Consider the following 21,596-nt stretch of genomic DNA (forward strand, 5'->3'; position numbering starts at 1 on the left):
CTGTATTATTCGTAAGATCTTTCAAGACTAGGCAAGATTAAGGAAACACAATCATGCAAGACGCAATTACCTCTGTTATCAATTCCGCCGACGTTCAAGGCAAATACCTTGATGGTTCTGCTATAGACAAACTCAAAGGCTATTTCGCCACTGGTGAACTCCGTGTTCGCGCTGCTGGTGTAATTAGTGCTAACGCAGCAGCGATTGTTAAAGAAGCTGTAGCTAAATCTTTGTTGTACTCTGATGTCACCCGTCCCGGTGGCAATATGTACACCACCCGTCGCTACGCTGCTTGTATTCGTGACCTCGACTACTACCTACGCTATGCTACCTATGCTATGTTAGCTGGCGATCCTTCCATCCTTGATGAGCGTGTTCTCAACGGATTAAAAGAAACCTATAATTCTTTAGGCGTTCCAGTTTCTAGCACTGTTCAAGCAATCAATGCTATGAAAGAAGTTACCGCTAGTTTAGTCGGTGCTGCTGCTGGAAAAGAAATGGGTGTCTATTTTGACTACATTTGCTCTGGCTTAAGCTAGGACTAATGACCTAAACAACTAATTAAGGGTTGTTGATGAGAGGTGCGGGAAGTCTAGAGTGAGTGCTAGGTGGTTAAAGGCTTGGTCTTTGTTGGTAAAGATGAGTTTTGACGAACTAGTATTGACTCATGACTCCCGACCTTTGCCATATCTACAATTTGTGTAATTAAAAAAGATAACCTTACGGATAGTAAGGATAATGTCAATAAATTTCGGAGAACTCAACCTATGCGGATGTTTAAAGTCACAGCTTGCGTACCGAGTCAAACAAGAATTCGGACTCAACGAGAATTACAAAATACATATTTCACTAAGTTAGTTCCTTACGATAACTGGTTTCAGGAACAACAACGGATCATGAAAATGGGCGGTAAAATTGTCAAAGTACAATTAGCAACTGGCAAACCGGGAACCAATGCAGGCTTACTATAGCCATAAGAACTGATGAATGTTTAACTCAGGCAAAAAGAGGTCAATGGGGGCCTCTTTTTGTTGATGAATAAAATTTTCTCCTGTGATGATAATAAATGAGAAAGATTTGGGAATACTAATAAAAAATAGCCTATCCTTACCGAGTTAGCTATCTCATGGTATTATCTAACGATTCGAGTCACTCCTTATCATCCTTTGGCAATCAACTGATTCAATCAGGTTATATCACGCTGCCTCGAATGCAGCAAGCTTGGGTTGAATCACACCAATCGGGTCGTCCTTTACTCGAAACTCTGCAACAAATTACTGGCAAACCTCTTCCCTCAAGCTTACTAGAGGAATACAAACAACAACATTTATTTACTCTAAAAGTTTTTCATGGAATTGAGTTTATTGATCTAGGAAGTGAATCTATTGATCCTGAGCAAATAGACTATTTAATTAAATCCTTTATTCCTGTTGATATTTGTTATCGTTATCAATTAATACCCCTAAAAACTGCTCAAGAAACGACGGATTCTTTATTAGTGGCGATGGTTAATCCTAGTCATGAGGAAGCCCAAGAAAAGGTAACAGAGATATTATCTAGCCACAATATGACATGGCAGCGAGTGGGAATTATCTTAGAAGATTTTGAACAGTTAATTGAGCCATACGTCCCTGAAAAGCCAGTTTCTCAAAAGTGCGTCGAAAGGAATCACGATAGGACTATTGTTGATCTTACAGAAGTCTTGGAAGATACGGCCCCTCCTATTCCTAAATCGTCACCCGAAGAATTATCTAAGCTCAATGAAGCTCAAGCAACGCCCGTAGTCACCTTGGTCAATAAACTCTTAGCCAAAGCGGTAGAAGGAAAAGCCACAGCTATTCACCTTGAACCGGAAGAAAATTTCCTGAGTATCCGTTGTCGTCAGGGGGAAACTTTGCAACCACTGATTGATCCTTTGCCGAAAAAGGTAGCCGGGCCAATTATATCTCGCTTAAAACTGATGGCAGAGTTAGATATTAACGAAGATACCATTGCCCAAAAAGGTCGCATTCGTAAAAGCGGTGGCGGGCGTACTATTTACTTTTTTGTTGAAACTTTCCCCACTTTCTACGGGGAAAAGGTTATTGTTCGCGTTTTAGATAGTGCTATTAAGCCTCTAAGTTTGTTGGAGTTAATGCCTGATGTATCAGTCAGAATGGCTTTTGAGGATATGGCCCGTCTCTGCGAAGGGTTATTATTAGTTACGGGAGCAACTTCTAAAAATTTAGTTTCTCTGCTCTATGGTCTTTTGTCTGAGCAAAATCCACAGGAAAGGAAGATAGGGACGGTAGAAGAATCTTTGCGCCATATTCTCCCTGGAATTAATCAAATAGAGGTAGATTCTCATGAACCAACCGATTATTTACCCATTTTGCAATCTTTCGAGCAAGAAGATCTCGATGTGGTGATGGTTGATAGTTTATCAGATGCTTCTGTTGTGGAAACGGTGGTAGAGAGAACTTCTCGAAATTGTCTGATTCTTGCTAGTTTAGAGGCTTCTGATGGAGCTAGTGCGATCGCCCATTTGAGTCAACAGGTTTCTCCTGCACTGTTAGCTGATAGTTTGATCGGGGTTGTTCATGAACATACTTTGCGTCGTCTTTGTCCCACTTGTCGTAGCATTTATGAGCCTAGTTTAGCAAATTTAACTAGATTTGCCATTCCTGAAACCGAGAAAAACTCAATTTATCAGGCCCGTTGTTTAAATGAGGAAGCAGTTGAACAAGCAAGACTTAAAGGACGACTTTGCCGACAATGCAATGGTCAGGGTTATCATGGATATGTTAAGCTTTATGAAGTTATTGAAATAACACCTTCCCTTAAACAGGCGATGCTTTCGCATTCGCGCAGTGAGACAGGGCAAGAAGTAGATAGAGAAACTTCCTTGCAAGAGGCTATCTTACAAAGTCATAAAATATCTCCTATTTCGGCGGGACTTGAATTAGTGTATCAGGGGCAAACCAGTTTAGAAGAATTAGTTCAATTTTTGCCTAATCACTCACAAGAAACGATGGTTAATGATGATTTTACTCTGTTACCTGTGTATGTTACTCGAAGACTCGAAGCCTTAGAAAAACTTTTATTGGCCGTGACTCAAGAGTTTTACCAACTTAAAGAGGCACTGCAACCGATTACTATCTCTAATGAGGAGAAAAAACCTATTGCTTCTCTACTTGATGAACCGTCATTTGAAGAGGATAAAAGATGGGAGGAGTTTGACAAAGATTTCGATGGTACTCAAGAAACAATTACGGGAGAATTTTTCTGTTATGAGGAGTTAAGTGATCCCGGAGAATGGGATGAACTTAAACGAGAATTAGAACCAGATAAAGAAACAATTGCGATTAATTTTCCTCAAGCTCATATTTCGGAAAATGTTGATTTTTTTAATCCTTTTAATTCGGTTCCTGATCCTTGGTAATTAGAAATAGAATCAGATGGGATCTCCTGTATCTGTGGTGATAAGTAAAGCTTATAATTCGTAGGCTGGGTTAGCCTGCATTATTCATGAACTGCCAAAACCCTGATTATGAGGGCATCTCAAAAAACAGACTGTTTTTTAGCTAGATCGCTAAATTTTGCTCCTACCAAGGCTTTTGAGGATTTTCCGAAATTTTCATGAATAATGCAGGTTAGACGCGGCTATGATTTTGATCGGAAAACTTATAACTTATAACACAAGAATTAATGGCACTTAGTCTCCATAAAAACCCTTATTATCAGTGAGAATAAAACGCTATAAAGCTGATCAGGACGACAATATAACATTTGTTGTCGCCCCGTCAGATAAAAAACTCATACTTCAAGTAAGAAAAGAATAAAAAAACACTCCGATTATTCTTATCATAAAGATAGTATTTTTGGGTTTATGGAAGCAGTTCCACTAAGAAAATAGTATCGTCAAGAACAGGATCTGTCTCTTGTGTAATTACCTGTGTAACCTTGCCGTTGACAATCTCAGGACTAATAACTTGTTTACTAAGTTCAGCAAAATAAACAACTTGGTTATCAGCTAGTTTAAGATTGTTTCCCGTACTATCTAATAGACCCTTACCTTGTAGTATGGTTTTTGCCGTTGCTAGAGCAGTTGTGTCTTTAATAATAGATGATAGGGATTCTCCATTAGTACCGTAGACGATTTCCCGTTGAGTCTTATTAATGTCACCAGTTGTTATCTCTAAATATCCAGTAGGATCACAACCAGAAGTATTATCTTCACTAACGGTAAATTTAACAATCGTAGTGGGTATCATCGGCAGAGCGGTAGTGCCTCCGTCTTTATAGGCTGTCGGGGAATTTCCTAAATCCATTGTCTGTACACTGGTAACTTTAACATCTTCTTTTCCACTTACTCCTGGTTGACAGGGTAAATTAGTACTTAAAATGGTAATTTTTAGATTACCTTTTTCATTGGGATAAAGCCCACCAGGAAGAAGGGAGTAGTCAGGAAACTTGAGTCCAACTGCACCGTCGGCACGTGATCGGGCAAAAACTTGAGTAACGACATCGTAGTTAAATTTACTCCGATAGCGAGACTGTTCAATCTTAGAAGCCATCTTATCCATTTGCTGTTGGTTAGAAGTAGTAGCTTGGGTATGTACTTCAGCTAACTGTCCATCGTCTCTGACACAAATAAAAAACCCTTTAACATCTGCGTCTGACTGAGGAATACGATACCAGTTTTTAGTAGCATCAGTTGATTTAGTGTCAGAGGTTTTCAAAACTGAATTTTTGCACTTTTTCTTATTTGAATCAACGGTTTGAGCTACCATATCAATCAGAACATTGCCTTTCCAATCTCCTGGTTCCTTGTTGGAAGAATAAGTACCAGTGCTGAGTAACCCAGGCCCCCAACGACGAATCACAAGAGGGCCACGCCAAGGACTTGCAGAGGTTTCTATATAATAAATAACCCGTTCAGCAATTCCTGGAATTTTGAGGACGAGAATAGGTTGTCTGGAGTCACCGGTTTGATACTTAAAACTAGGAGCGATCGTGTCAAGTCCTGTTTTATCTATTGCACCTGTACTGGTCATTATATTGTCATTTTCAATCATAGAAGCGTTACGAATTTCTTCTGAGATAAATGCTCCTGCACGGTTACTATCATATTGCATCTCTCCGGTAGCATTGGCCATTTTATTTTCTCGTAAAATGGTTACTAAACCAAATCCGGCTGCTCCTACTACGACTAAAGTTAGGGCAGCCGCTATCATTAATTCCGCTAGAGTCCAACCAGCAGAACGACGTTTTTTTTGTAACAGTTGTAAGTAAATTTTAAGCATAATTTTGTCCTTTTTTTATGAATTAGTTGTACAATTGTCGGCTGTAACAGAAGAAGTGGTATCACCCTTATAAACACCTCTCCTCATAATTCCTAAGCCATCACTAATGACTAAACATTGTTTTTCCCCTTTACCTTTTTCCGTTTGAATGACAATAGTTCCTGAATCAGCTAGGGTAGTATTCCCTTTATAAGAAAAGGAAACAGTGCTAGGTGTAAGATTATGTTTCATCACCACACCTGTGGGAAGTTGCTTATTAGTAGACGCTAAACAACCCGCATCTTGAGGAACACTATCAATGGTGGGAGGAGTAACGGAATTATCAAATTTAATTGTGCATTTTTGACCTCGACGAATAGCTTGTCCTTGAGCATCCTGTAAGGCACTATAAACCTGATCTACAGCTTGTTTTACCCTGTTTCCTTGTAACATTCCCATCATGCTAGGAGTAGCAATACCTGCTAAAATTCCAGCAATAACGGTAACAATAGAAATTTCAAATAAGGTCATGCCACAGTTAGGCTTCTTATTTGCATTCGTTAACAGCAGCAGGTATAAATTCTGTATAATTTTCCGCAATAATTGAGGTTTTTCCTTCGATATCATCGGCCAATAGATCTTTGTCCACATCGGTTTGTTTTGTGTTGGTTGAAACATAGGGTTCTCCTATTCGATAGGTAATTTGGACTACGTCATAGTTCCTTCCGTTATAGTTGTCAGTCGTGGCAATACGAACAAGACGATAGTTTTTATTAAGTAACTGACGTTCGCCAACAACTTGTACTGTGACTTTTTTTGCCGTTGTGGTGCCATAGTAGTTTACGTTAACCCAGTCGGCTGTTTTATCACTTTTAAATACCGTATTGCCATTACTGTCAACTTTATAAGTTTGTAAGGAAATTCCATCAGTAAAAGATGTTGAGTAGGTGGTATTATTTAAAGCCGTAATTAGTTTGCCACCAAATTTATTAGTTGCATTAGCAGTAGTGGGCATAAGGTAACATATACTTTTAGTCACACCTAAGTTACTAAGTGTTGCATTAGAGGCAACTGCTTGAACCATTTCCACATCTTCTTGAACCCAAAAATTGGCTTGAGATTCCCTTTCCGCTTTGACTTGCAAAATGGCATTGATCGCCATTGCTTGTAGGGTTCCCATAATAAAGGCAGAAGTTACCAAAATTGATACTAAGACTTCAAATAAACTGAAACCTTCGTTTTTCTTCGCTGATTTTTTAAGTAAAAAAAGCCATACTTTCAACATAAAAATTCCTTTTTACCTCTTTATTTCTCAAGTATGAAGGGATCAGATCACCTCTGTCTGTGAGTTGGGTCAGGGGTTTTGTGTGATCGAAATCACATTAAGGGCATTGAGATAGATAGATTATTTACACTTGTCTGGTTCGCTGCCAAACTCGCAAGTAGCATAGCTAGAGGGCGAACTAAGGGTTACGTCGGGCATTCCTTTGGGGATACCAACACCGAGTTCTGTCCATTTACCCGTTTGTGCCACTAAAGACCCACTTTGACTATTGGATGAGCATTGATTAGTCTTATTCCACGTTTTCACCCAAATTGTTCCCTTGACACCTCCTTTACCACTGCCACCACCATTAACTCCCGCGTCATAACCAGGGGCAAATATGAAGCCCTCAAATTGATTATTCCCGTTTAAGCAAATGTTACCCGTCCCAGCACGACCAAAAAGCTGGAAATCTGTTGCTTTACACAGATCAGCACTTTTACCTGTGCAACTATGACTGACATCACCCCCTTTCTCTAAATTGCCTGTAAGGTGAAAAATAACTTTCTGACGTTTGTTATCATCGCTGACAGTATTAACAGTTGCAGTACCCGTAATAGAGGTGATCTCATACTCATAAACACAAATGGTTGTGCCATTGACGGTTTCTGTTTTTGTGGGTAAATCCCCTAATCCGGGAAATACCTCCCCTGTGCTATCATTTTTTCCGCAGGTCGTACCACCGATAGTTGGGGCGGTAGTTCCTGTTGTACCAGTTCCTGTAGTTCCGGTAGTTCCGGTAGTTCCTGTAGTTCCGGTAGTTCCTGTAGTTCCGGTAGTTCCTGTAATTCCTGTAGTTCCTGTAGTTCCTGTAGTTCCATTGCCACTATTGCCATTTCTGGCAGCTAGAACAACATCTCCGAAAATACTTTTAACCGCTTGGTCTACAAACCGATCCATAATACGAGCAATGGTTGAAAAAGCACTGTTATTAGAGTTACTGGTCTTATTACCATTACCATTACCATTACCACTACCATTACCACTACCATTACCACTACCACCAACCGTAATCCCTCTTTGATCAGCAAATTTGGTATCAGTCATGAAACCAGCCGTTATGGCAGGTAAATCAGGAAAATCATAGGCGACAATAAGGGGTTCTTTAAAAGTAGTTCCACTGGGGATATCTCCATCACTGATGGCTTTGGTTGTTCCTGCAACTACATTAGCTTTAATCTCAGTCATGGCGGTATCAATTTGCGTTTGAGTCTTCCCACCAAGATCACAATCACTCAGCCAAATATTGGCCGCAAATAAGTTTTTATTTCCGCCAGATTTTTCCGTATCTCCTTGTTTAATCCATAATCCCGGAACATCACTATCATCTAACTGATTTTTATTTACAGGGATTTCTACTACTACCTGACTCGGAGCTTCTTTAATATTATTGGTGTTACCCGTCGTATTAGCAACCCCTTGCACTATTAATTTACCCAGTCCTGGAATTTGATTAGGTTTAGTGTAACTAATCATTGTATATTCGCCTTGGGTGGGATCATCAGGATTAATCTGTTGCGGGGTCTTATTAGCAAAGGAAATAATGCGATCTTGTGTGGCTGTTTTTGCCGTATCTACCGCAGTTGCATCACCTGCATTTTGAATTTCACAACTACTATTACTTGCTGTCTGAAAGTCTTTGCCAATGTCTTCGGCGGTATCTTTAACATTAAGCCAATCAACACTATTATATTCAGCTAAGAATTTATTTTGACTCAATAGTTGTTGAATTTGGGTAACAGCAACTCCGGCGGTACTTACCCCTTGTGCTTTGGCTTTTTGGGCTAAAACTTTTGTTTGTTGGCTTTGGCCTCTAATCATCATTGCGACACCAGTTACCGCCATAACTAAACCAATGGTTAAACAGAAAGCTAAGGCAAATCCTTTAGGACTGCGTTGAGAGATACGAGTGAGATAAATAAGAGTCAGTTTGTATGGATTATTCATGGGTCAATTCTAATTTTTATTATAGAAAACCAGTCAGTATTTAGGTAAGGATTAATGAGCTTTGTGTTAGTCAAATCCTCACCTAGATAGAGTTTTGTCTATTGTGGGATACTTGATCACAAAAAGCTGTGACTAAAATTATGATCATTTTGGGATCTCAATCCCGTATTTATTATTCCCATTTATTATTAAAAAAGTAACAGTGTTTTTACGGAATTAAAATTAGAACAAATAAGTAAGTAGGGGATCATAAATAAACGAATGTTTTTAGTAGGTTCTCTAAAGGGCTTGAAAGCTTTGTCTAATAATGGCTAAAGCCATCACTACCAACTTTTATATCGTGACTTTAATGTAGAATTAACAATAGCGACTACAACAACACCATAAAGTCATGAATAGTATTAAAACACTAAAGTCTTTGGCTATTTTCACTATCACCTTATCATCAACTGTGTTAGGATTTTTTCCATTGTCTTTAGTCTCATCTAGTGTATCGAATGCCCAAGAAATTAGCTTGAATTTTCCACCAACGGGAAACAGAGGGGCCCCCAAAAAAACAGCAGGAGGAGGAACCCGTAGTGATGATATTTCCTGTATTACTAACCAAGAAGGAGAATTACCTTTAGTTGCTTTAATGCCTAATCGAGATAATCAAGCAAAGACAGCAACTTCTACTCCTACATTATACTGGTATATACCGACAACAAAGGCAACTCAAGGAGAATTTGTTATAGTTGATGATAATAATCAGGAGGTTTACCAAACTCAGTTTACTTTACCTAATCGTCCTGGAATTATCAAATTAGAAATTACTAATAAAGCTTCTCTTAAACCAGGTAAAACCTATACTTGGTCTTTTATGATTATCTGTGATTCTAGTTATCGAAATAGGGATAAATATATAGAGGGAGCGATAGAATATGTTAAGCTTGATCCTCAATTAGAAACTCAGATTAAAAATACTTCTTCTTCTTTAGCAAAAGCTCAATTATATGCTCAATCTAACCTGTGGAATGAAACTTTACAAGCTATCATTGAAACACGAGATAAAAATCTTTTAGAATGGCAGGAATTAATGAAATCTGTGGGATTAGAAAAGCTAGTAGATAAGCCTTTTATCGAATGTTGTCAAATAAAAAATTAAGTTATTTAGTAGGAGTAATTCATGAATTACTCCTACTATTTATTTACTATTTATCTACACTATGTGGAAAAAATTAAAACAGTTTTTTTGGCAAAGTCGGGGGGTGTGGATAGGGACTCCTACTGTAGCCTCATTAGTGATTATTTTGCGTTTAATGGGAGTTTTGCAAGGGTGGGAATGGGATTTATTTGATTTTTATATGAAATCTCGTCCCCCCGAAACTAAAGATAATCGTATTGCCATTATTGGTATTGATGAAAATGACTTAAATCATCTCAATGAATCTATTATTACTGACGCAGTTTTAGCCGAATTATTAGAAAAGATAAAAAGTCAAAAACCGAGGGCTATTGGACTTGATATTTATCGAGATTTACCTGTTCCTCCTGGTCATAATTCCTTAGTTAATATATTTAAGTCTACCCCTAATTTAGTAGGTATTCAAAAAGTAGCTGGAGAGATGGGACGAGAGACAGTTGCACCTCCTCTTGTATTGAAAGATAAGGGACAAGTTGGGGCCAATGATTTGATTTTTGATGCAGATAACCAAGTACGACGGGGATTAATTTCTTTAGATACTACGTCAAGAGAAACTATATATAGTTTTAGTTTACATTTAGCCCTTCATTATTTAGAAAAAGAAAATATTAGTCCCGAAATATTAGAAGGAACTGATAATTGGAAACTGGGAAAAACAGTTTTTTATCCCTTAAACCCTAATGAAGGAAGTTATATTCGCACTGATGCAGGAGGATATCAAGTATTAATTAATTATCGAGGGGGCGATCGCACTTTTGAAACCGTTTCTATGACAGATATTTTAGAGAATAAAGTACCTCCTAATTGGGGACGCGATCGTGTTATTTTGATTGGTAAAGTAGGAGAAAGTTTTAAAGATTTATTTTTTACTCCTTATAGTAGCGGATTGATTGGTTTACCTGAACCAATTGCCGGGGTAGAAATTCATGCTAATTTGACCAGTCAGTTAATTAGTGCGGCCCTAGAAGGTCGTCCCCTGTTTAAAAGTTGGCCAGATCCGTTAGAATACCTGTGGATCATTTTTTGGTCGGGGGTTGGGGCCACTCTCAGTTGGCAATTTCGCTATGCAGAAGGAGTTAAATATCTATCTGGGAAGCGATGGGGTAGTATTATCGGGGCCGGTGGGGTTTTAGGGGTCAGTACCTATCTCGCTTTTCTTAATGGTTGGTGGTTGCCTGTTGTGCCTCCTTTTCTTAGTTTAGCAGGTTCAACGATGGCTATTACTGCTTATGTGGCCCGAACGGCCGGAGAAATTCGCAAAACTTTTGGACGTTATCTTACTGATCAAGTGGTGGCTAATTTATTAGAAAATCCTGCTGGGTTAAAGATGGGAGGAGAGAGAAAAAAAATAACTATTCTTACTTCTGATTTAAGGGGATTTACGGCCATATCAGAACGTTTGCAACCGGAAGAAGTGGTCAAAATTCTTAACTTTTATTTAGGCCATATGGCAGAAATTATCACCACTTATCAAGGAACTATTGATGAATTTATGGGAGATGGAATTCTGGTATTATTTGGGGCCCCAACTTCTCAAGAAGATGAGGCACAACGGGCCGTTGCTTGTGGGGTTGCTATGCAGTTAGCCATGAAACCTATTAATGAACAGATGAAACAGTGGGATTTACCTAAATTAGAGATGGGTATTGGCATTAATACAGGAGAGGTGGTTGTGGGGAATATTGGGTCAGAAAAACGGACTAAATATGGGATAGTAGGATCTCAAGTTAATTTAACTTATCGCATTGAATCTTATACTCTTGGGGGACAGATTTTGATTTCTGAATCTACTTTAGCAGAAGCAGGATCAATGATAATAATTGAGTCAGAAAAAAAAGTAAAACCTAAAGGAGTACAAGAACCAATTTCTATTTATGAAGTTGGGGGAATTCAAGGAGACTATAATCTGTTTCTACCGAAAGACAATGAGATTTTCTTATCAGTTACTCAAGATATTCCTCTGCAATATAGTATTTTATCAGGAAAAGATATCAAAGAGAGAGTTTATCAAGGAAATTTAGTTCAATTATCTGATAATGGAGGAATGATTCATTGTAATCATAATGACCCAGAAGGGTTTCCTTGTGGGATGACCAATATTAAGATAAATTTATTTATTTCATCAGAATTTTCGATAATTAATGAAGATGTTTATGCTAAAGTGTTAGAGAAATCTAGTCATAATAGTGGGTTTTATATTCGCTTTACAGCTAAACCCCCAGAAGTTTCTAAGCAATTAGAACTCATTTATCAAGCTTTGCAATCTAATCAATAATGTAAGTTGCTAGTTACTCATATTATGGAGATTGAGCCTCCCTAACCCCCCTTATTAAGGGAAGAATAGAAGATAAAGTCCCCCCTTTTTAATGGTTATTTAGGAGGATCTAAAATGCTAAACTTATAACTAGCAACTTACGTTCAATAGATTGTTAATTTATTATTAATCAAGATGGTTTTGTGATGACACAGTTACTATTTTTAGGATCAGGTTCCGCTTTTACTGTTGGTGCAGATAACTTTCATTCTAACATTTTATTGATAACTGAATCAGGAAAAAAAATGTTAATTGATTGTGGTTCAGATATTAGATTTTCTTTGCATAAAGCAGGGTTTTCTCATCGAGATATTACTGATATTTATATTAGTCATTTACATTCGGATCATGTGGGAGGTTTAGAATTTGTTGGGTTTACTACTAAATTTGATCCTTGTTGTAATCAACCAAATCTTTATTTAAAACAAGACATTGCTGATGAAATTTGGACAAATACTTTATCAGGTGGAATGACATCAATTGAAGGAGAAATAGCTAATATACATAGCTTTTTTAATATCTATCCAATTGAGAAAAATGGTTTTATTTGGCACAATATAAAATTTGACTTAATCAAAGTTACTCATATTAATAATGGGAAATTTATCATGCCTACATATGGCTTATTTTTTAACCTTAATGGGACTAACATATTTTTAACTACTGATACTCAATTTTGTTATGAAGAAGTAAAAGAACTCTACGAAAAATCTGATTTAATTTTTCATGATTGTGAAATTTCTAAATATCCCACTCCTGTTCATGCACATTATGAAGATTTAGTCAATTTACCCATTAGTATTAAACAAAAAATGTGGCTTTATGGTTATCAACCAGGGGAATTACCACTAGCAGAAAAAGACGGATTTTTAGGTTTTGTTAAACGGGGGCAAATATTTAATTTTCAAGAAATAAACCAGCATTTGCTTAAATATCAATAAATAAGAAAGATTTGTGAGGAGTGTTTTATTGTGTTTAATGTAGTAGACGGATTAACTCAAATAAACAAAGTTTTGGAAAATATTAAATTTCCTATTGGAACTAATGAAATTTCTCTAATTTACTGGTTGCAAATAGTTTTTTATTTAATTTTTATTGTTGTTTTAACTAATTATTTTAATCGAATTCTGAATCTAAATCTACATATTAGAAAAATAATTGAAATCGGCAAATTGAAAAAATTAAAAGAATCTGATATCGTATTCCGAGAAAATGATCCAGGTGATGCTTTTTATGTTATCCTTGAAGGATCAGTGGAAATTTTTACAAAAAAATTAGGAAAAACCCTAGCTATTTTACAAACGGGCAATTTTTTTGGAGAACTTGCCTTAATCTTAGGAATTCGTCGTAGTGCGACAGTAAAAGCATTAGAAGATACCTTATTATTTTCTATTAATAGTAAACAGTTTGAAAAGATTTTAAGAGACAATTCTATTCTACATGAATTAATTATTCAGGAATTAGCCAAAAATCAAGAAGAACTTCACAAAAGACGAGAAGAATTGCGAAAACACGGGTTATTAACATCAGATGAAGAAAATACCCATATTGTGGCTTGGCTTCGGAAACGTTTAAATAATATATTAAATTTTTAGATTAAAATCTTTAATATTTAATGGCATTAGCTTGTAGAAATACTCCTAAATCTTCAAATGTAATCCCATAGGTAATGGTCGGGTTATCATATCCTTTTAGTTTCACCGTATATTGATTAAAAATACTTTTAGTTTGTTCTAAATCAGCCAAATATTGATAAGTTTGCTCCCCAACAGCAATATCTAACCCTAATTCTTTCGTAGCAGATTCTAGACGAAAAGCAGCATTTACCGTATCCCCAATAGCAGTATAATCAGGATGATCCCCACTGCCCGTATTTCCCACCATCGCATAACCTGTATTAATTCCTACCCCAATAGCTAATTCAAAAGGGACGGGATATTGTTGACTTAAACGACGAGTCATTTTATTAATATTTCTGACAGCTTGAAAAATATGCATAATATCAGCTTGATTAACAGTTTCTTGACCATGAAACCAAATAGCCATCACCGCATCACCAATATATTTATCTACCCAACTTCCCGATTGACGAATAATATTTCCTGATTCACGAAACCAATTACCTATCAAAGAAGATAAGATCTTGTCATCAAGTTGTCTAGCTAAGGTAGTAAAGTTACGCATATCTACTACCATGACAGAGGTGAGACGACGTTCATGTAAAACAACTGTGTCTCGTTCTATGGTATTTCTATTATAATCCGTAGAGCGATCGGGTAAGGAACTATAAAAGTCTACTTCTGTCTTCCCAAAGGTAATTTGATCTCCATTGTGTAGGGTGACAGGAATTGTCACTCGACGACCATTTACAAATGTTCCATTACTACTTCCTAAATCAATCAAAAAAAATTCACCCGTTTCCGTCGATTGTAAAATCGCATGATTACGGGAAATAGAGTAATCACCAATGACAAAATCATTCTCTTTGTCACGGCCAATCGTCCAATAATTTCTCCCAACTAAGGGAAAATTGCGATCACCTTTAGCACTATGTAACAGTAAATGGGGGGGGATTCCTAGCTTTTTCACGGGTGTCTAAGCAGTCACAGCATGACTATAATAATCATTAAACGTCTGCTGAGACTGATTCTCTTAAGCAAGAGTGGCAGCAACCCAAAACAGACTGTCCACTAAGATTGTACTCAAAACTGCCCCTGCAAATGCCCACCAATGTTGTTGGGGTTTCTGCATCGCCCATAAACTAATGCCTAAGAGAATATTGACTAAGACAATGGCCCAACTTATGCCCCAAGGGGTTTGTACTTGGGCTAAAGCGGCTTGAAAAATCGGTGTAGCTAAGATGGGGTCAACCTGCATCAGTTGTCGCCAATGAGGAATTAATCCAGTTAAGTAAAAATACCCATCTGTTACTGCTGTCCCTAATAATGACCCCAGATAAAAGAAGTGACCAATTTTGCCCCAACCTCGCCACAGTCCCCAAATAGCCACAGGAACCCCGATGGATTCTAAGGGAAGATGGATTAAGGGTTCCCAACGTAACCACCCCCAATACAGGGAACCGGCCAACCAACTCCAACTAAACCCTAAGAGTAAATCTCCCCATACATGGGTTTTTTCTCGTTTCATCAGCCATTGGGCTAACCATATCCAACCCAGAGTCATTAATAGACTGATTTCGGGGTAAAAGCGCACTAATGGAGCTTCGATGAAGACGGGAACTGACACTAAAAATCCTGCCCCTAAAAACATTCGCCAGGTTGGGGACACTCGACGGGTTATCTCAAGCGGTTTTAGAGTCTCTACCCCTGGGGAGGTAAAAACATCGGTAGAAACGGTAGAAGGGGATGAAATCAACGTTTTGTTAACCTAAATCGATTTATGAGAGCTTTCTTTACTTTACTTAACTTATCGCAAAATTTCTTTTTGAAGTGTATCCCCCCTGGGGGCATATTGATCATCCTAGCAAATTATCCCAGGTGAGTCAAGGGAAATTATGGCAGAAATTAAAGAGATTTTAGATCAATAAACGAATATTTGAGTTAATTTGTATAATTAGGCTATCAATCTCAATCGCTTATCAACGAGAGAACACAATGATTTAGGAAAAACAGAGAATGAGGGTTACGACGCGCCTTTAAACTTATGAGTTTTTCATCAAAATCATAGCCGCGTCTAACCCACCCTACGAATTATAAGCTTTACTTATCACCACAGGTACGGGAGAGCCGTCCTAATTATTAAAATGCGGATAGCGAGACTTGAACTCGCACGACGTAAGCCACACGCCCCTCAAGCGTGCGTGTCTACCAATTCCACCACATCCGCGTTATAGCCATTGACAATTATAGCATAACCAAATACAAAAAAACAAGAGTTTTTTTAAGATTTCCCAATCCGTTTGAGAATTAGGGGTAAATGAGCAACAAAATATTAAAACAAGACACAAGAGTTGACTCGTTGTCAGAAAACTTTGTCATAATCTTGAATAGGGAACCCCTGTCATTATTAGAGAAGCCAAGTGTCATGAATATTACTATAAAACAATTAGGGATCTACGTCGGATTATTAACCTTAGGGGGTGGCTTAGGGGTTTGGGGTAGTAAATATTTGAGTGAGTCTTCATCAACACAGACGGCTGAAACTACCCCGGTGGTTCCCAGTCCGATCAAATCTTTCCCCTTTGCTTCTACAACTTCAACCCAAGATGATAACTTAAATTTTATTGCTAAAGTTGCCCAAAAAGTTGGCCCGGCCGTCGTGCGAATTGATGCGGCCCGAGAAGTATCTGATAATGTTCCTGAAGCCTTTGAGCATCATTTTTTCCGTCGTTTTTTTGGGGAAGAATCTCCCATGCCGAAAGAACATATTGAACGGGGTACTGGTTCAGGGTTTATTCTCAGTTCTGATGGCAAGTTATTAACCAATGCTCATGTAGTGGAAGGGACAAAACAAGTTAAAGTCACCCTCAAAGATGGTCAAGTGTATCAGGGAGAGGTCATTGGTATTGATCCCATGACTGATGTAGCAGTGGTCAAAATTAATGCTAAGAATCTGCCAACGGTTGATTTAGGGCAAACAGAAGCCTTACAAGCGGGGGAATGGGCGATCGCTATTGGCAACCCGTTAGGACTGGATAATACGGTAACAGTGGGCATTATTAGTGCGTTGGGACGTTCCAGTTCAGAGGTGGGGGTTCCTGATAAACGAGTGAGATTTATTCAAACAGATGCAGCGATTAATCCTGGTAATTCTGGCGGCCCCCTCCTCAATTCTCAAGGACAAGTTATCGGTATTAATACGGCCATTCGGGCTGATGCTCAAGGGTTAGGGTTTGCTATACCCATAGAAACGGCTCAACGGGTGGCCGAGCAGTTATTATCGAAGGGAATGGCTGAGCATCCTTATCTGGGTATTCATATGGTCACGTTAACCCCAGAAATGCAAAAGGAACTCAATGAGGATCAAAAATTAAATTTTAAAGTAGCTCAAAATCAAGGAGTTTTAGTTATTCGTGTGATGAATAATTCTCCGGCTGAGAAAGGGGGTTTGAAACCAGGGGATGTTATTTTAAAAGTGGGAAATCAAGCTGTTAAAACTGCTTCTGATGTGCAACAACAAGTTGAAGTCAGTCGGATTAAAGAGCCATTAGAAGTGTTTTTTATTCGGGAGGGACAAACTCAAAAATTAACGATTTATCCTGAAAAATTTCCTGCCACAGAATCTCAATAAATTATGAATTATGAATTATGAATTATGAATTCTCCACTTAGTATTTAGTCTGCGAAGGCGGACTTTATTTTTGTAGAATCAGGCTTGAACCTGTTATTAATTATTAATTTAGCATAGTAAGCCCAGTAGAAGCAACATGGGTTCTACCGGACAAGTTATGCTAAATTATTACAAATGATAGACCTTAACTCGTTCATAGTTAAGCTATACAAACAAAGGTTGCCTACACAATCTATAATGAGCGTCCGCGCAGGCGGACTTAGTCTTTATAGGATCAGACTTGAGTCTGTCATTAATTATTAATTTATAGCAATCGCTAGGGCGATTAGGACATAGAATAGAGAAAGACCCTTAAACTTTTCTTCTCTATGGCTAAACCCTACAGTTATGACCTGCGCCAGAAAGTCATTAATGCGGTCTCGCTGCGCGAGTGCGAAAGCACCGAGCTTGATGGACTCAAAAAGAGTGAAGCAAGCGAACTATTCAACATTAGTCGTAATACCATAGATTTATGGCTGAAGCGTCTTAAAGAAACAGGAGACTTCGCTAGACAGAAATTCTCTGAAGAAATAGCTAGATATAAACCTGAGCAAAGAGTTTATATAGATGAGGCGGGCATGGATAATAGAGAAGATTATGGCTATGGTTATAATGAAAGAGGAAAACGTTTTTATGCATTAATAAAATTGAGCGATGCTGGTCATGGTTAAAGAGTCGAATTCGTAAAAAAATTAGTCAGTTTGACTGTCTCCGGGATGCCATGGAAGATGTGCTTCGCACAGTGTCCTAACCGCCTTGGCGGTTGCTATATATGTGGATTATTGCTCGTATTAGTAGTAGAAAGGCCAGAATCAAGAATCCACTAGGTGAGCAATTGGGGGCTAAATGGGATGAGTTAACCCGTGATGGGGTCGCCTTTGGGAAAGATGCGGGTAAGCTAAAACGCATTTACAATGCGTTTTAGCAAGGCAAAAGGCAAAAAGCAAAAGGCTTTCATGGAAGAGGATTATAGCTTTTTTCTTGCATTTGACCAATAAACAGTTTAAATGCACAACAGCTTATGAGAGTTGAGTTCTTAGCTAATCGAGCCTTATTTCAGAGGTTGAGAGACGAAATCGTTTTTTAATGTAGATAATCAAAGACCCCTGAGTTACAGGGGCCTTTTTGTCAGCAAAATAAAGTAGTGTAGATAAATAGTCAAATATTGGGAACTTTAAAGATGAATTTAACAACGACCTATCTAGGATTAACATTAAAATCTCCAATTGTGGTAGGGTCTTGCGCTCCCTTGACAGAAGACATCGATAATCTAAAACGCATGGAAGATTCAGGAGCCGCAGCCGTTGTCCTGCACTCATTTTTTGAAGAACAATTACGACAAGAAAGACTAGAATTACATCACCATTTAACCTATGGAACAGAAAGTTTTGCGGAAGCTTTGACTTATTTTCCTGAACCCCAAATTTTTCATGTCGGTTCCCAAGAATATTTAAACCATATTCGCAAAGCCAAAGAAATAGTTGATATTCCTATTATTGCCAGTTTAAATGGTTCTACATTGGGAGGTTGGTTAGATTATTCCCAACAAATTGAACAAGCAGGGGCTGATGCCCTAGAATTAAATATCTACTATGTTCCTACAGATTTAGATATTCCAGGAGGTGAAGTTGAACAAAATTATATTGATATCTTAAAAGCTGTCAAATCTGCCATTAATATCCCTATTGCTATCAAAGTTAGTCCCTATTTTAGTAACACTGCTAATATGGCGAAAAGATTAGCTGAAGCGGGGGCCGATGGCTTAGTCTTATTTAACCGTTTCTATCAACCTGATATTGACTTAGATAACCTAGAAGTCTATCCGAATGTTCTTTTAAGTACCCCTCAAGCGATGCGTCTTCCTATGCGTTGGATTGCTATTTTATATGGACGCATAGAAGCTGACTTAGCTGCTACCAGTGGCATTCATCATCCGGCAGATGTGCTAAAAATGGTCATGGCCGGGGCAAAAGTCACCCAAGTGGTAAGTGCCTTATTACGTCATGGTATCGGCTATTTAGGAACCTTAGAGGATGGTATCTGGCGTTGGATGGAAGAACACGAATATGAGTCTATCGAGCAAATGCAAGGGAGTCTGAGTCAATTACATTGTCCTGATCCTAGTGCCTTTGAACGAGTACAGTATATGAAAGCTTTACAAACTTATGCCCCCATCTGGCAAGTTCGCTAAACCCAAATTTATTAGGGGCAATTCATAAATTGCCCCTACTTCCCCTAAAGTTCCCCGAATTGTTGGCGATACTGCTCTAATTTAGCTTCCATCTCCAATAACTGCTGTTTCACTGCCTCTTTTTCCTCTATTTCCCGTCGTAACTGGGTTTGGGTTTGTTGTAAAGCGATCGCTAATTCGTCGGGAATTAAGAGTTTTTCTTGAGTATCTTCCCGATAAAATCCAATTAACTCTCCTTCTACTGCTAAGCGCAATTTTAAAGGTTGACTGCGATGATCCTCAATTAATTCATAACTATCATTTCTGAGACGATATCCCCTTAATTTCTCAGAGATCCATTCTCCTTTAGGATCAAATAACCAATATTCTGTGACCCCTAACTGTTCATAAATTCCCTTTTTAAATTCGAGATCTTGATTTTTAGTTCCAGGAGAAGTCATCTCAAATATTACTTGAGGAACTTTTCCTTCTTCCCAAATTTTATAATTATCTCTCCCTCCTGGTTCTACATCAAAAATTACCATGACATCCGGTGCAACCCGCATCTTAGGAAAACCCTGACTATAATAGAGAAATTGATTAGCCAGTACCGTTGCTGGTTGACCGACTAAATACTGTTTGAGTACCTCTAGGGTGGTTAAAATAGCATATAGATGAAGATAAGTTTCCGCCATGGGTTCTCCATCGGAACTGGCATAGATAATTTCTGTTTTTGAGATAGTTTTTATCATGAAACTCCTGATGTTTTCTCGCCAACACTCCTATAATAACCCTTACTAGAGTAAACTCTTAGCTTTTAATTGTAAATAACGATTGACTAATTGGTCACTAATTTGATTGGCCGGTGCATCTAATACTAATACTCCTTGTTGTTTTAATTTGGCAAAAGCAACTTGACGCTGAGATAATAAATCTAAGGCAACAGCACGCTGATAAGCTTCATCAACTTTTATCGTAGAAGTATGAGCAATACTATCAACTTGAGGATCTCTTAAGGCAATACAAAAAGGTAAATAACGGGGGGTTAATTTTCCCATGGCTGATAATAATTCTGCTGACGCAGTGGTATCAATAATATCCGTAATTAATACTACCAAAGCGCGACGACTTTGTTGTTGTACTAACTGAGAAACTGTTCCCACATAATCTGGTTCTAATAAGACAGGTTGAATGGGGCTTAAACGTTCTAAAAAAATGGATAATTGATGTTGTCCTCGTTGCGGTGGTATCCAGGTCAAAACTTGTTTATCAAATACTCCAATACCGACTTTATCTCCTCGATGTAACCCCGCTAATGCTAAAGATAAAGTAGCATTTAATCCCCAGTCGAATCGTTTTAAACCTTGTACTTGAGATGTCATTAATCTACCCCGATCTAATAAGATAATTAAAGTCTGTTCTTTTTCGGGTTCTAATACTCTAATAAAGGGACGATTTCGCCTTGCAGTTGCTTTCCAGTCTATTAACCGTATATCATCTCCTTTATTGTATTCTTGTAACTCAGAAAATTCGGTTCCTATCCCGAACCTTCTCCCTTGACGCATACTTCCTGTATTCTCTAAGGTAAGACGAATAGACAGCGATCGCAAACCGATTAAATCAGGATAAATAAAAACTTTTTGTTCTGCTTTAATTGTCCAAGAATACCAAGCTAATTTCCATTTTCCTAACTGTTTTACTTGAATATTACCCCAGGTATATTCCCCCCTCTGATTGGGCTTAATCGTATAAGTAACTTCTTGAGTAATATGAGGTTGTAAAATTATTTTTAAGGTTGTTTGTGATACTAAAAAATCTAGAGGATAGTCATCTTTAATAATAATTTGGGCATTTTGATTATGATTTTTAATAACCAATTCAACTAAATTATCTCTACCAATGGATAAACGATGTAAGGGTTTACGAGTAATTTGTACACAATAAGATTTTACTTGTTGACTATCCAAAATGGCTAAAATTAGGATAATACTATCAAAAATCAGGATCAAAGGAAGAGTAAATTGAGAATTAAAAATAATGGCTAAAAATAAAGCAATTACTATTCCAAATAGTAAATATATATATAGTTTAATTGAAGGAATCAT

18 protein-coding genes, 1 tRNA gene and 1 pseudogene are annotated in these 21,596 nt (G+C 37.8%); 11 read left to right on the plus strand and 9 right to left on the minus strand.

All coding sequences use genetic code 11. The features are described from left to right. The first annotated feature begins 53 nt into the window (after window positions 1-53). The 3 genes from apcB (at window position 54) to AsFPU1_RS01760 (ending at window position 3,421) form a co-directional block, all read left to right on the plus strand. On the plus strand, window positions 54-539 hold the full coding sequence (gene apcB, locus AsFPU1_RS01750; RefSeq protein WP_124977655.1) for an allophycocyanin subunit beta: 486 nt from the start codon (window positions 54-56) through the stop codon (window positions 537-539). 228 nt (window positions 540-767) lie between these two features. Continuing rightward, window positions 768-971: a phycobilisome linker polypeptide gene (locus AsFPU1_RS01755; protein WP_124977653.1), complete on the plus strand. Its 204-nt coding sequence runs from the start codon at window positions 768-770 to the stop codon at window positions 969-971. Window positions 972-1,126: 155 nt separating this feature from the next. Continuing rightward, window positions 1,127-3,421 carry a GspE/PulE family protein gene (locus AsFPU1_RS01760; RefSeq protein WP_124977650.1) on the plus strand — a complete coding sequence of 765 codons (2,295 nt, stop codon included), beginning with the start codon at window positions 1,127-1,129 and terminating at the stop codon, window positions 3,419-3,421. A 445-nt stretch (window positions 3,422-3,866) separates the two neighbouring features. On the opposite strand, the gene AsFPU1_RS01765 is transcribed toward AsFPU1_RS01760, so the two are convergent. From AsFPU1_RS01765 to AsFPU1_RS01780, 4 genes are all read right to left on the minus strand, one after another. Continuing rightward, window positions 3,867-5,285 carry a pilus assembly FimT family protein gene (locus AsFPU1_RS01765; protein ID WP_124977648.1) on the minus strand — a complete coding sequence of 473 codons (1,419 nt, stop codon included), beginning with the start codon at window positions 5,283-5,285 and terminating at the stop codon, window positions 3,867-3,869. Window positions 5,286-5,300: 15 nt separating this feature from the next. Further along, a complete protein-coding gene (locus AsFPU1_RS01770; RefSeq protein WP_227873637.1) occupies window positions 5,301-5,795 on the minus strand; it encodes a pilus assembly FimT family protein in 495 nt (164 codons plus the stop codon). A gap of 16 nt (window positions 5,796-5,811) precedes the next feature. After that, window positions 5,812-6,549 (minus strand): type IV pilus modification PilV family protein, encoded by a 738-nt coding sequence (locus tag AsFPU1_RS01775; protein ID WP_124977644.1) that lies wholly within the window; start codon window positions 6,547-6,549, stop codon window positions 5,812-5,814. A 120-nt stretch (window positions 6,550-6,669) separates the two neighbouring features. After that, window positions 6,670-8,535: a hypothetical protein gene (locus tag AsFPU1_RS01780; RefSeq protein WP_124977642.1), complete on the minus strand. Its 1,866-nt coding sequence runs from the start codon at window positions 8,533-8,535 to the stop codon at window positions 6,670-6,672. 391 nt (window positions 8,536-8,926) lie between these two features. Here AsFPU1_RS01780 and AsFPU1_RS01785 point away from each other — a divergent pair, with 391 nt between their 5' ends. From AsFPU1_RS01785 to AsFPU1_RS01800, 4 genes are all read left to right on the plus strand, one after another. Next, a complete protein-coding gene (locus tag AsFPU1_RS01785; protein WP_124977640.1) occupies window positions 8,927-9,679 on the plus strand; it encodes a DUF928 domain-containing protein in 753 nt (250 codons plus the stop codon). Window positions 9,680-9,740: 61 nt separating this feature from the next. Then, a complete protein-coding gene (locus AsFPU1_RS01790; protein ID WP_124977638.1) occupies window positions 9,741-11,993 on the plus strand; it encodes a CHASE2 domain-containing protein in 2,253 nt (750 codons plus the stop codon). A 185-nt stretch (window positions 11,994-12,178) separates the two neighbouring features. Continuing rightward, window positions 12,179-12,973, plus strand: a complete 795-nt coding sequence (locus AsFPU1_RS01795; RefSeq protein ID WP_124977636.1) for an MBL fold metallo-hydrolase — start codon at window positions 12,179-12,181, stop codon at window positions 12,971-12,973. Window positions 12,974-13,003: 30 nt separating this feature from the next. Further along, window positions 13,004-13,627, plus strand: coding sequence for a cyclic nucleotide-binding domain-containing protein (locus tag AsFPU1_RS01800; RefSeq protein WP_227873636.1), 624 nt, complete (start codon window positions 13,004-13,006; stop codon window positions 13,625-13,627). Window positions 13,628-13,637: 10 nt separating this feature from the next. Here AsFPU1_RS01800 and AsFPU1_RS01805 read toward each other — a convergent pair whose 3' ends face one another. From AsFPU1_RS01805 to AsFPU1_RS01815, 3 genes are all read right to left on the minus strand, one after another. Beyond that, window positions 13,638-14,621, minus strand: a complete 984-nt coding sequence (locus AsFPU1_RS01805; RefSeq protein WP_124977632.1) for an adenylate/guanylate cyclase domain-containing protein — start codon at window positions 14,619-14,621, stop codon at window positions 13,638-13,640. Between the two features lie 63 nt (window positions 14,622-14,684). Continuing rightward, window positions 14,685-15,332 (minus strand): DUF3120 domain-containing protein, encoded by a 648-nt coding sequence (locus AsFPU1_RS01810; RefSeq protein ID WP_227873640.1) that lies wholly within the window; start codon window positions 15,330-15,332, stop codon window positions 14,685-14,687. Between the two features lie 464 nt (window positions 15,333-15,796). Further along, window positions 15,797-15,878, minus strand: a tRNA-Leu gene (locus tag AsFPU1_RS01815). 198 nt (window positions 15,879-16,076) lie between these two features. Between AsFPU1_RS01815 and AsFPU1_RS01820 the strand changes: the two genes are divergently transcribed. From AsFPU1_RS01820 to AsFPU1_RS01830, 4 genes and pseudogenes are all read left to right on the plus strand, one after another. Further along, entirely contained in the window at window positions 16,077-17,282 is a 1,206-nt protein-coding gene (locus AsFPU1_RS01820) for an HhoA/HhoB/HtrA family serine endopeptidase (RefSeq protein ID WP_124977630.1), read from the plus strand. Window positions 17,283-17,650: 368 nt separating this feature from the next. After that, window positions 17,651-17,962: pseudogene (locus AsFPU1_RS01825) on the plus strand (helix-turn-helix domain-containing protein); the annotation flags it as partial. A 131-nt stretch (window positions 17,963-18,093) separates the two neighbouring features. Next, a complete protein-coding gene (locus AsFPU1_RS22400; protein ID WP_172957570.1) occupies window positions 18,094-18,246 on the plus strand; it encodes a hypothetical protein in 153 nt (50 codons plus the stop codon). A gap of 255 nt (window positions 18,247-18,501) precedes the next feature. After that, complete coding sequence (locus AsFPU1_RS01830; protein ID WP_124977628.1) at window positions 18,502-19,512, plus strand: dihydroorotate dehydrogenase-like protein; 1,011 nt, start codon at window positions 18,502-18,504, stop codon at window positions 19,510-19,512. Window positions 19,513-19,556: 44 nt separating this feature from the next. Here AsFPU1_RS01830 and AsFPU1_RS01835 read toward each other — a convergent pair whose 3' ends face one another. Both AsFPU1_RS01835 and AsFPU1_RS01840 read right to left on the minus strand, forming a co-directional pair. After that, window positions 19,557-20,243 carry a Uma2 family endonuclease gene (locus AsFPU1_RS01835; protein ID WP_124977625.1) on the minus strand — a complete coding sequence of 229 codons (687 nt, stop codon included), beginning with the start codon at window positions 20,241-20,243 and terminating at the stop codon, window positions 19,557-19,559. Between the two features lie 45 nt (window positions 20,244-20,288). Beyond that, window positions 20,289-21,596: a DUF58 domain-containing protein gene (locus AsFPU1_RS01840; RefSeq protein ID WP_124977623.1), complete on the minus strand. Its 1,308-nt coding sequence runs from the start codon at window positions 21,594-21,596 to the stop codon at window positions 20,289-20,291.

The sequence above is a fragment of the Aphanothece sacrum FPU1 genome, assembly GCF_003864295.1.
Classification (GTDB): domain Bacteria; phylum Cyanobacteriota; class Cyanobacteriia; order Cyanobacteriales; family Microcystaceae; genus Aphanothece_B; species Aphanothece_B sacrum.

Coding starts and splice junctions, on each gene's coding strand:
- apcB (WP_124977655.1), top strand. CDS start 54: ATGCAAGACGCAATTACCTCTGTTATCAATTCCGCCGACGTTCAAGGC.
- AsFPU1_RS01755 (WP_124977653.1), top strand. CDS start 768: ATGCGGATGTTTAAAGTCACAGCTTGCGTACCGAGTCAAACAAGAATT.
- AsFPU1_RS01760 (WP_124977650.1), top strand. CDS start 1,127: ATGGTATTATCTAACGATTCGAGTCACTCCTTATCATCCTTTGGCAAT.
- AsFPU1_RS01765 (WP_124977648.1), bottom strand. CDS start 5,285: ATGCTTAAAATTTACTTACAACTGTTACAAAAAAAACGTCGTTCTGCT.
- AsFPU1_RS01770 (WP_227873637.1), bottom strand. CDS start 5,795: ATGACCTTATTTGAAATTTCTATTGTTACCGTTATTGCTGGAATTTTA.
- AsFPU1_RS01775 (WP_124977644.1), bottom strand. CDS start 6,549: ATGTTGAAAGTATGGCTTTTTTTACTTAAAAAATCAGCGAAGAAAAAC.
- AsFPU1_RS01780 (WP_124977642.1), bottom strand. CDS start 8,535: ATGAATAATCCATACAAACTGACTCTTATTTATCTCACTCGTATCTCT.
- AsFPU1_RS01785 (WP_124977640.1), top strand. CDS start 8,927: ATGAATAGTATTAAAACACTAAAGTCTTTGGCTATTTTCACTATCACC.
- AsFPU1_RS01790 (WP_124977638.1), top strand. CDS start 9,741: ATGTGGAAAAAATTAAAACAGTTTTTTTGGCAAAGTCGGGGGGTGTGG.
- AsFPU1_RS01795 (WP_124977636.1), top strand. CDS start 12,179: ATGACACAGTTACTATTTTTAGGATCAGGTTCCGCTTTTACTGTTGGT.
- AsFPU1_RS01820 (WP_124977630.1), top strand. CDS start 16,077: ATGAATATTACTATAAAACAATTAGGGATCTACGTCGGATTATTAACC.
- AsFPU1_RS22400 (WP_172957570.1), top strand. CDS start 18,094: ATGTGGATTATTGCTCGTATTAGTAGTAGAAAGGCCAGAATCAAGAAT.
- AsFPU1_RS01830 (WP_124977628.1), top strand. CDS start 18,502: ATGAATTTAACAACGACCTATCTAGGATTAACATTAAAATCTCCAATT.
- AsFPU1_RS01835 (WP_124977625.1), bottom strand. CDS start 20,243: ATGATAAAAACTATCTCAAAAACAGAAATTATCTATGCCAGTTCCGAT.
- AsFPU1_RS01840 (WP_124977623.1), bottom strand. CDS start 21,596: ATGATTCCTTCAATTAAACTATATATATATTTACTATTTGGAATAGTA.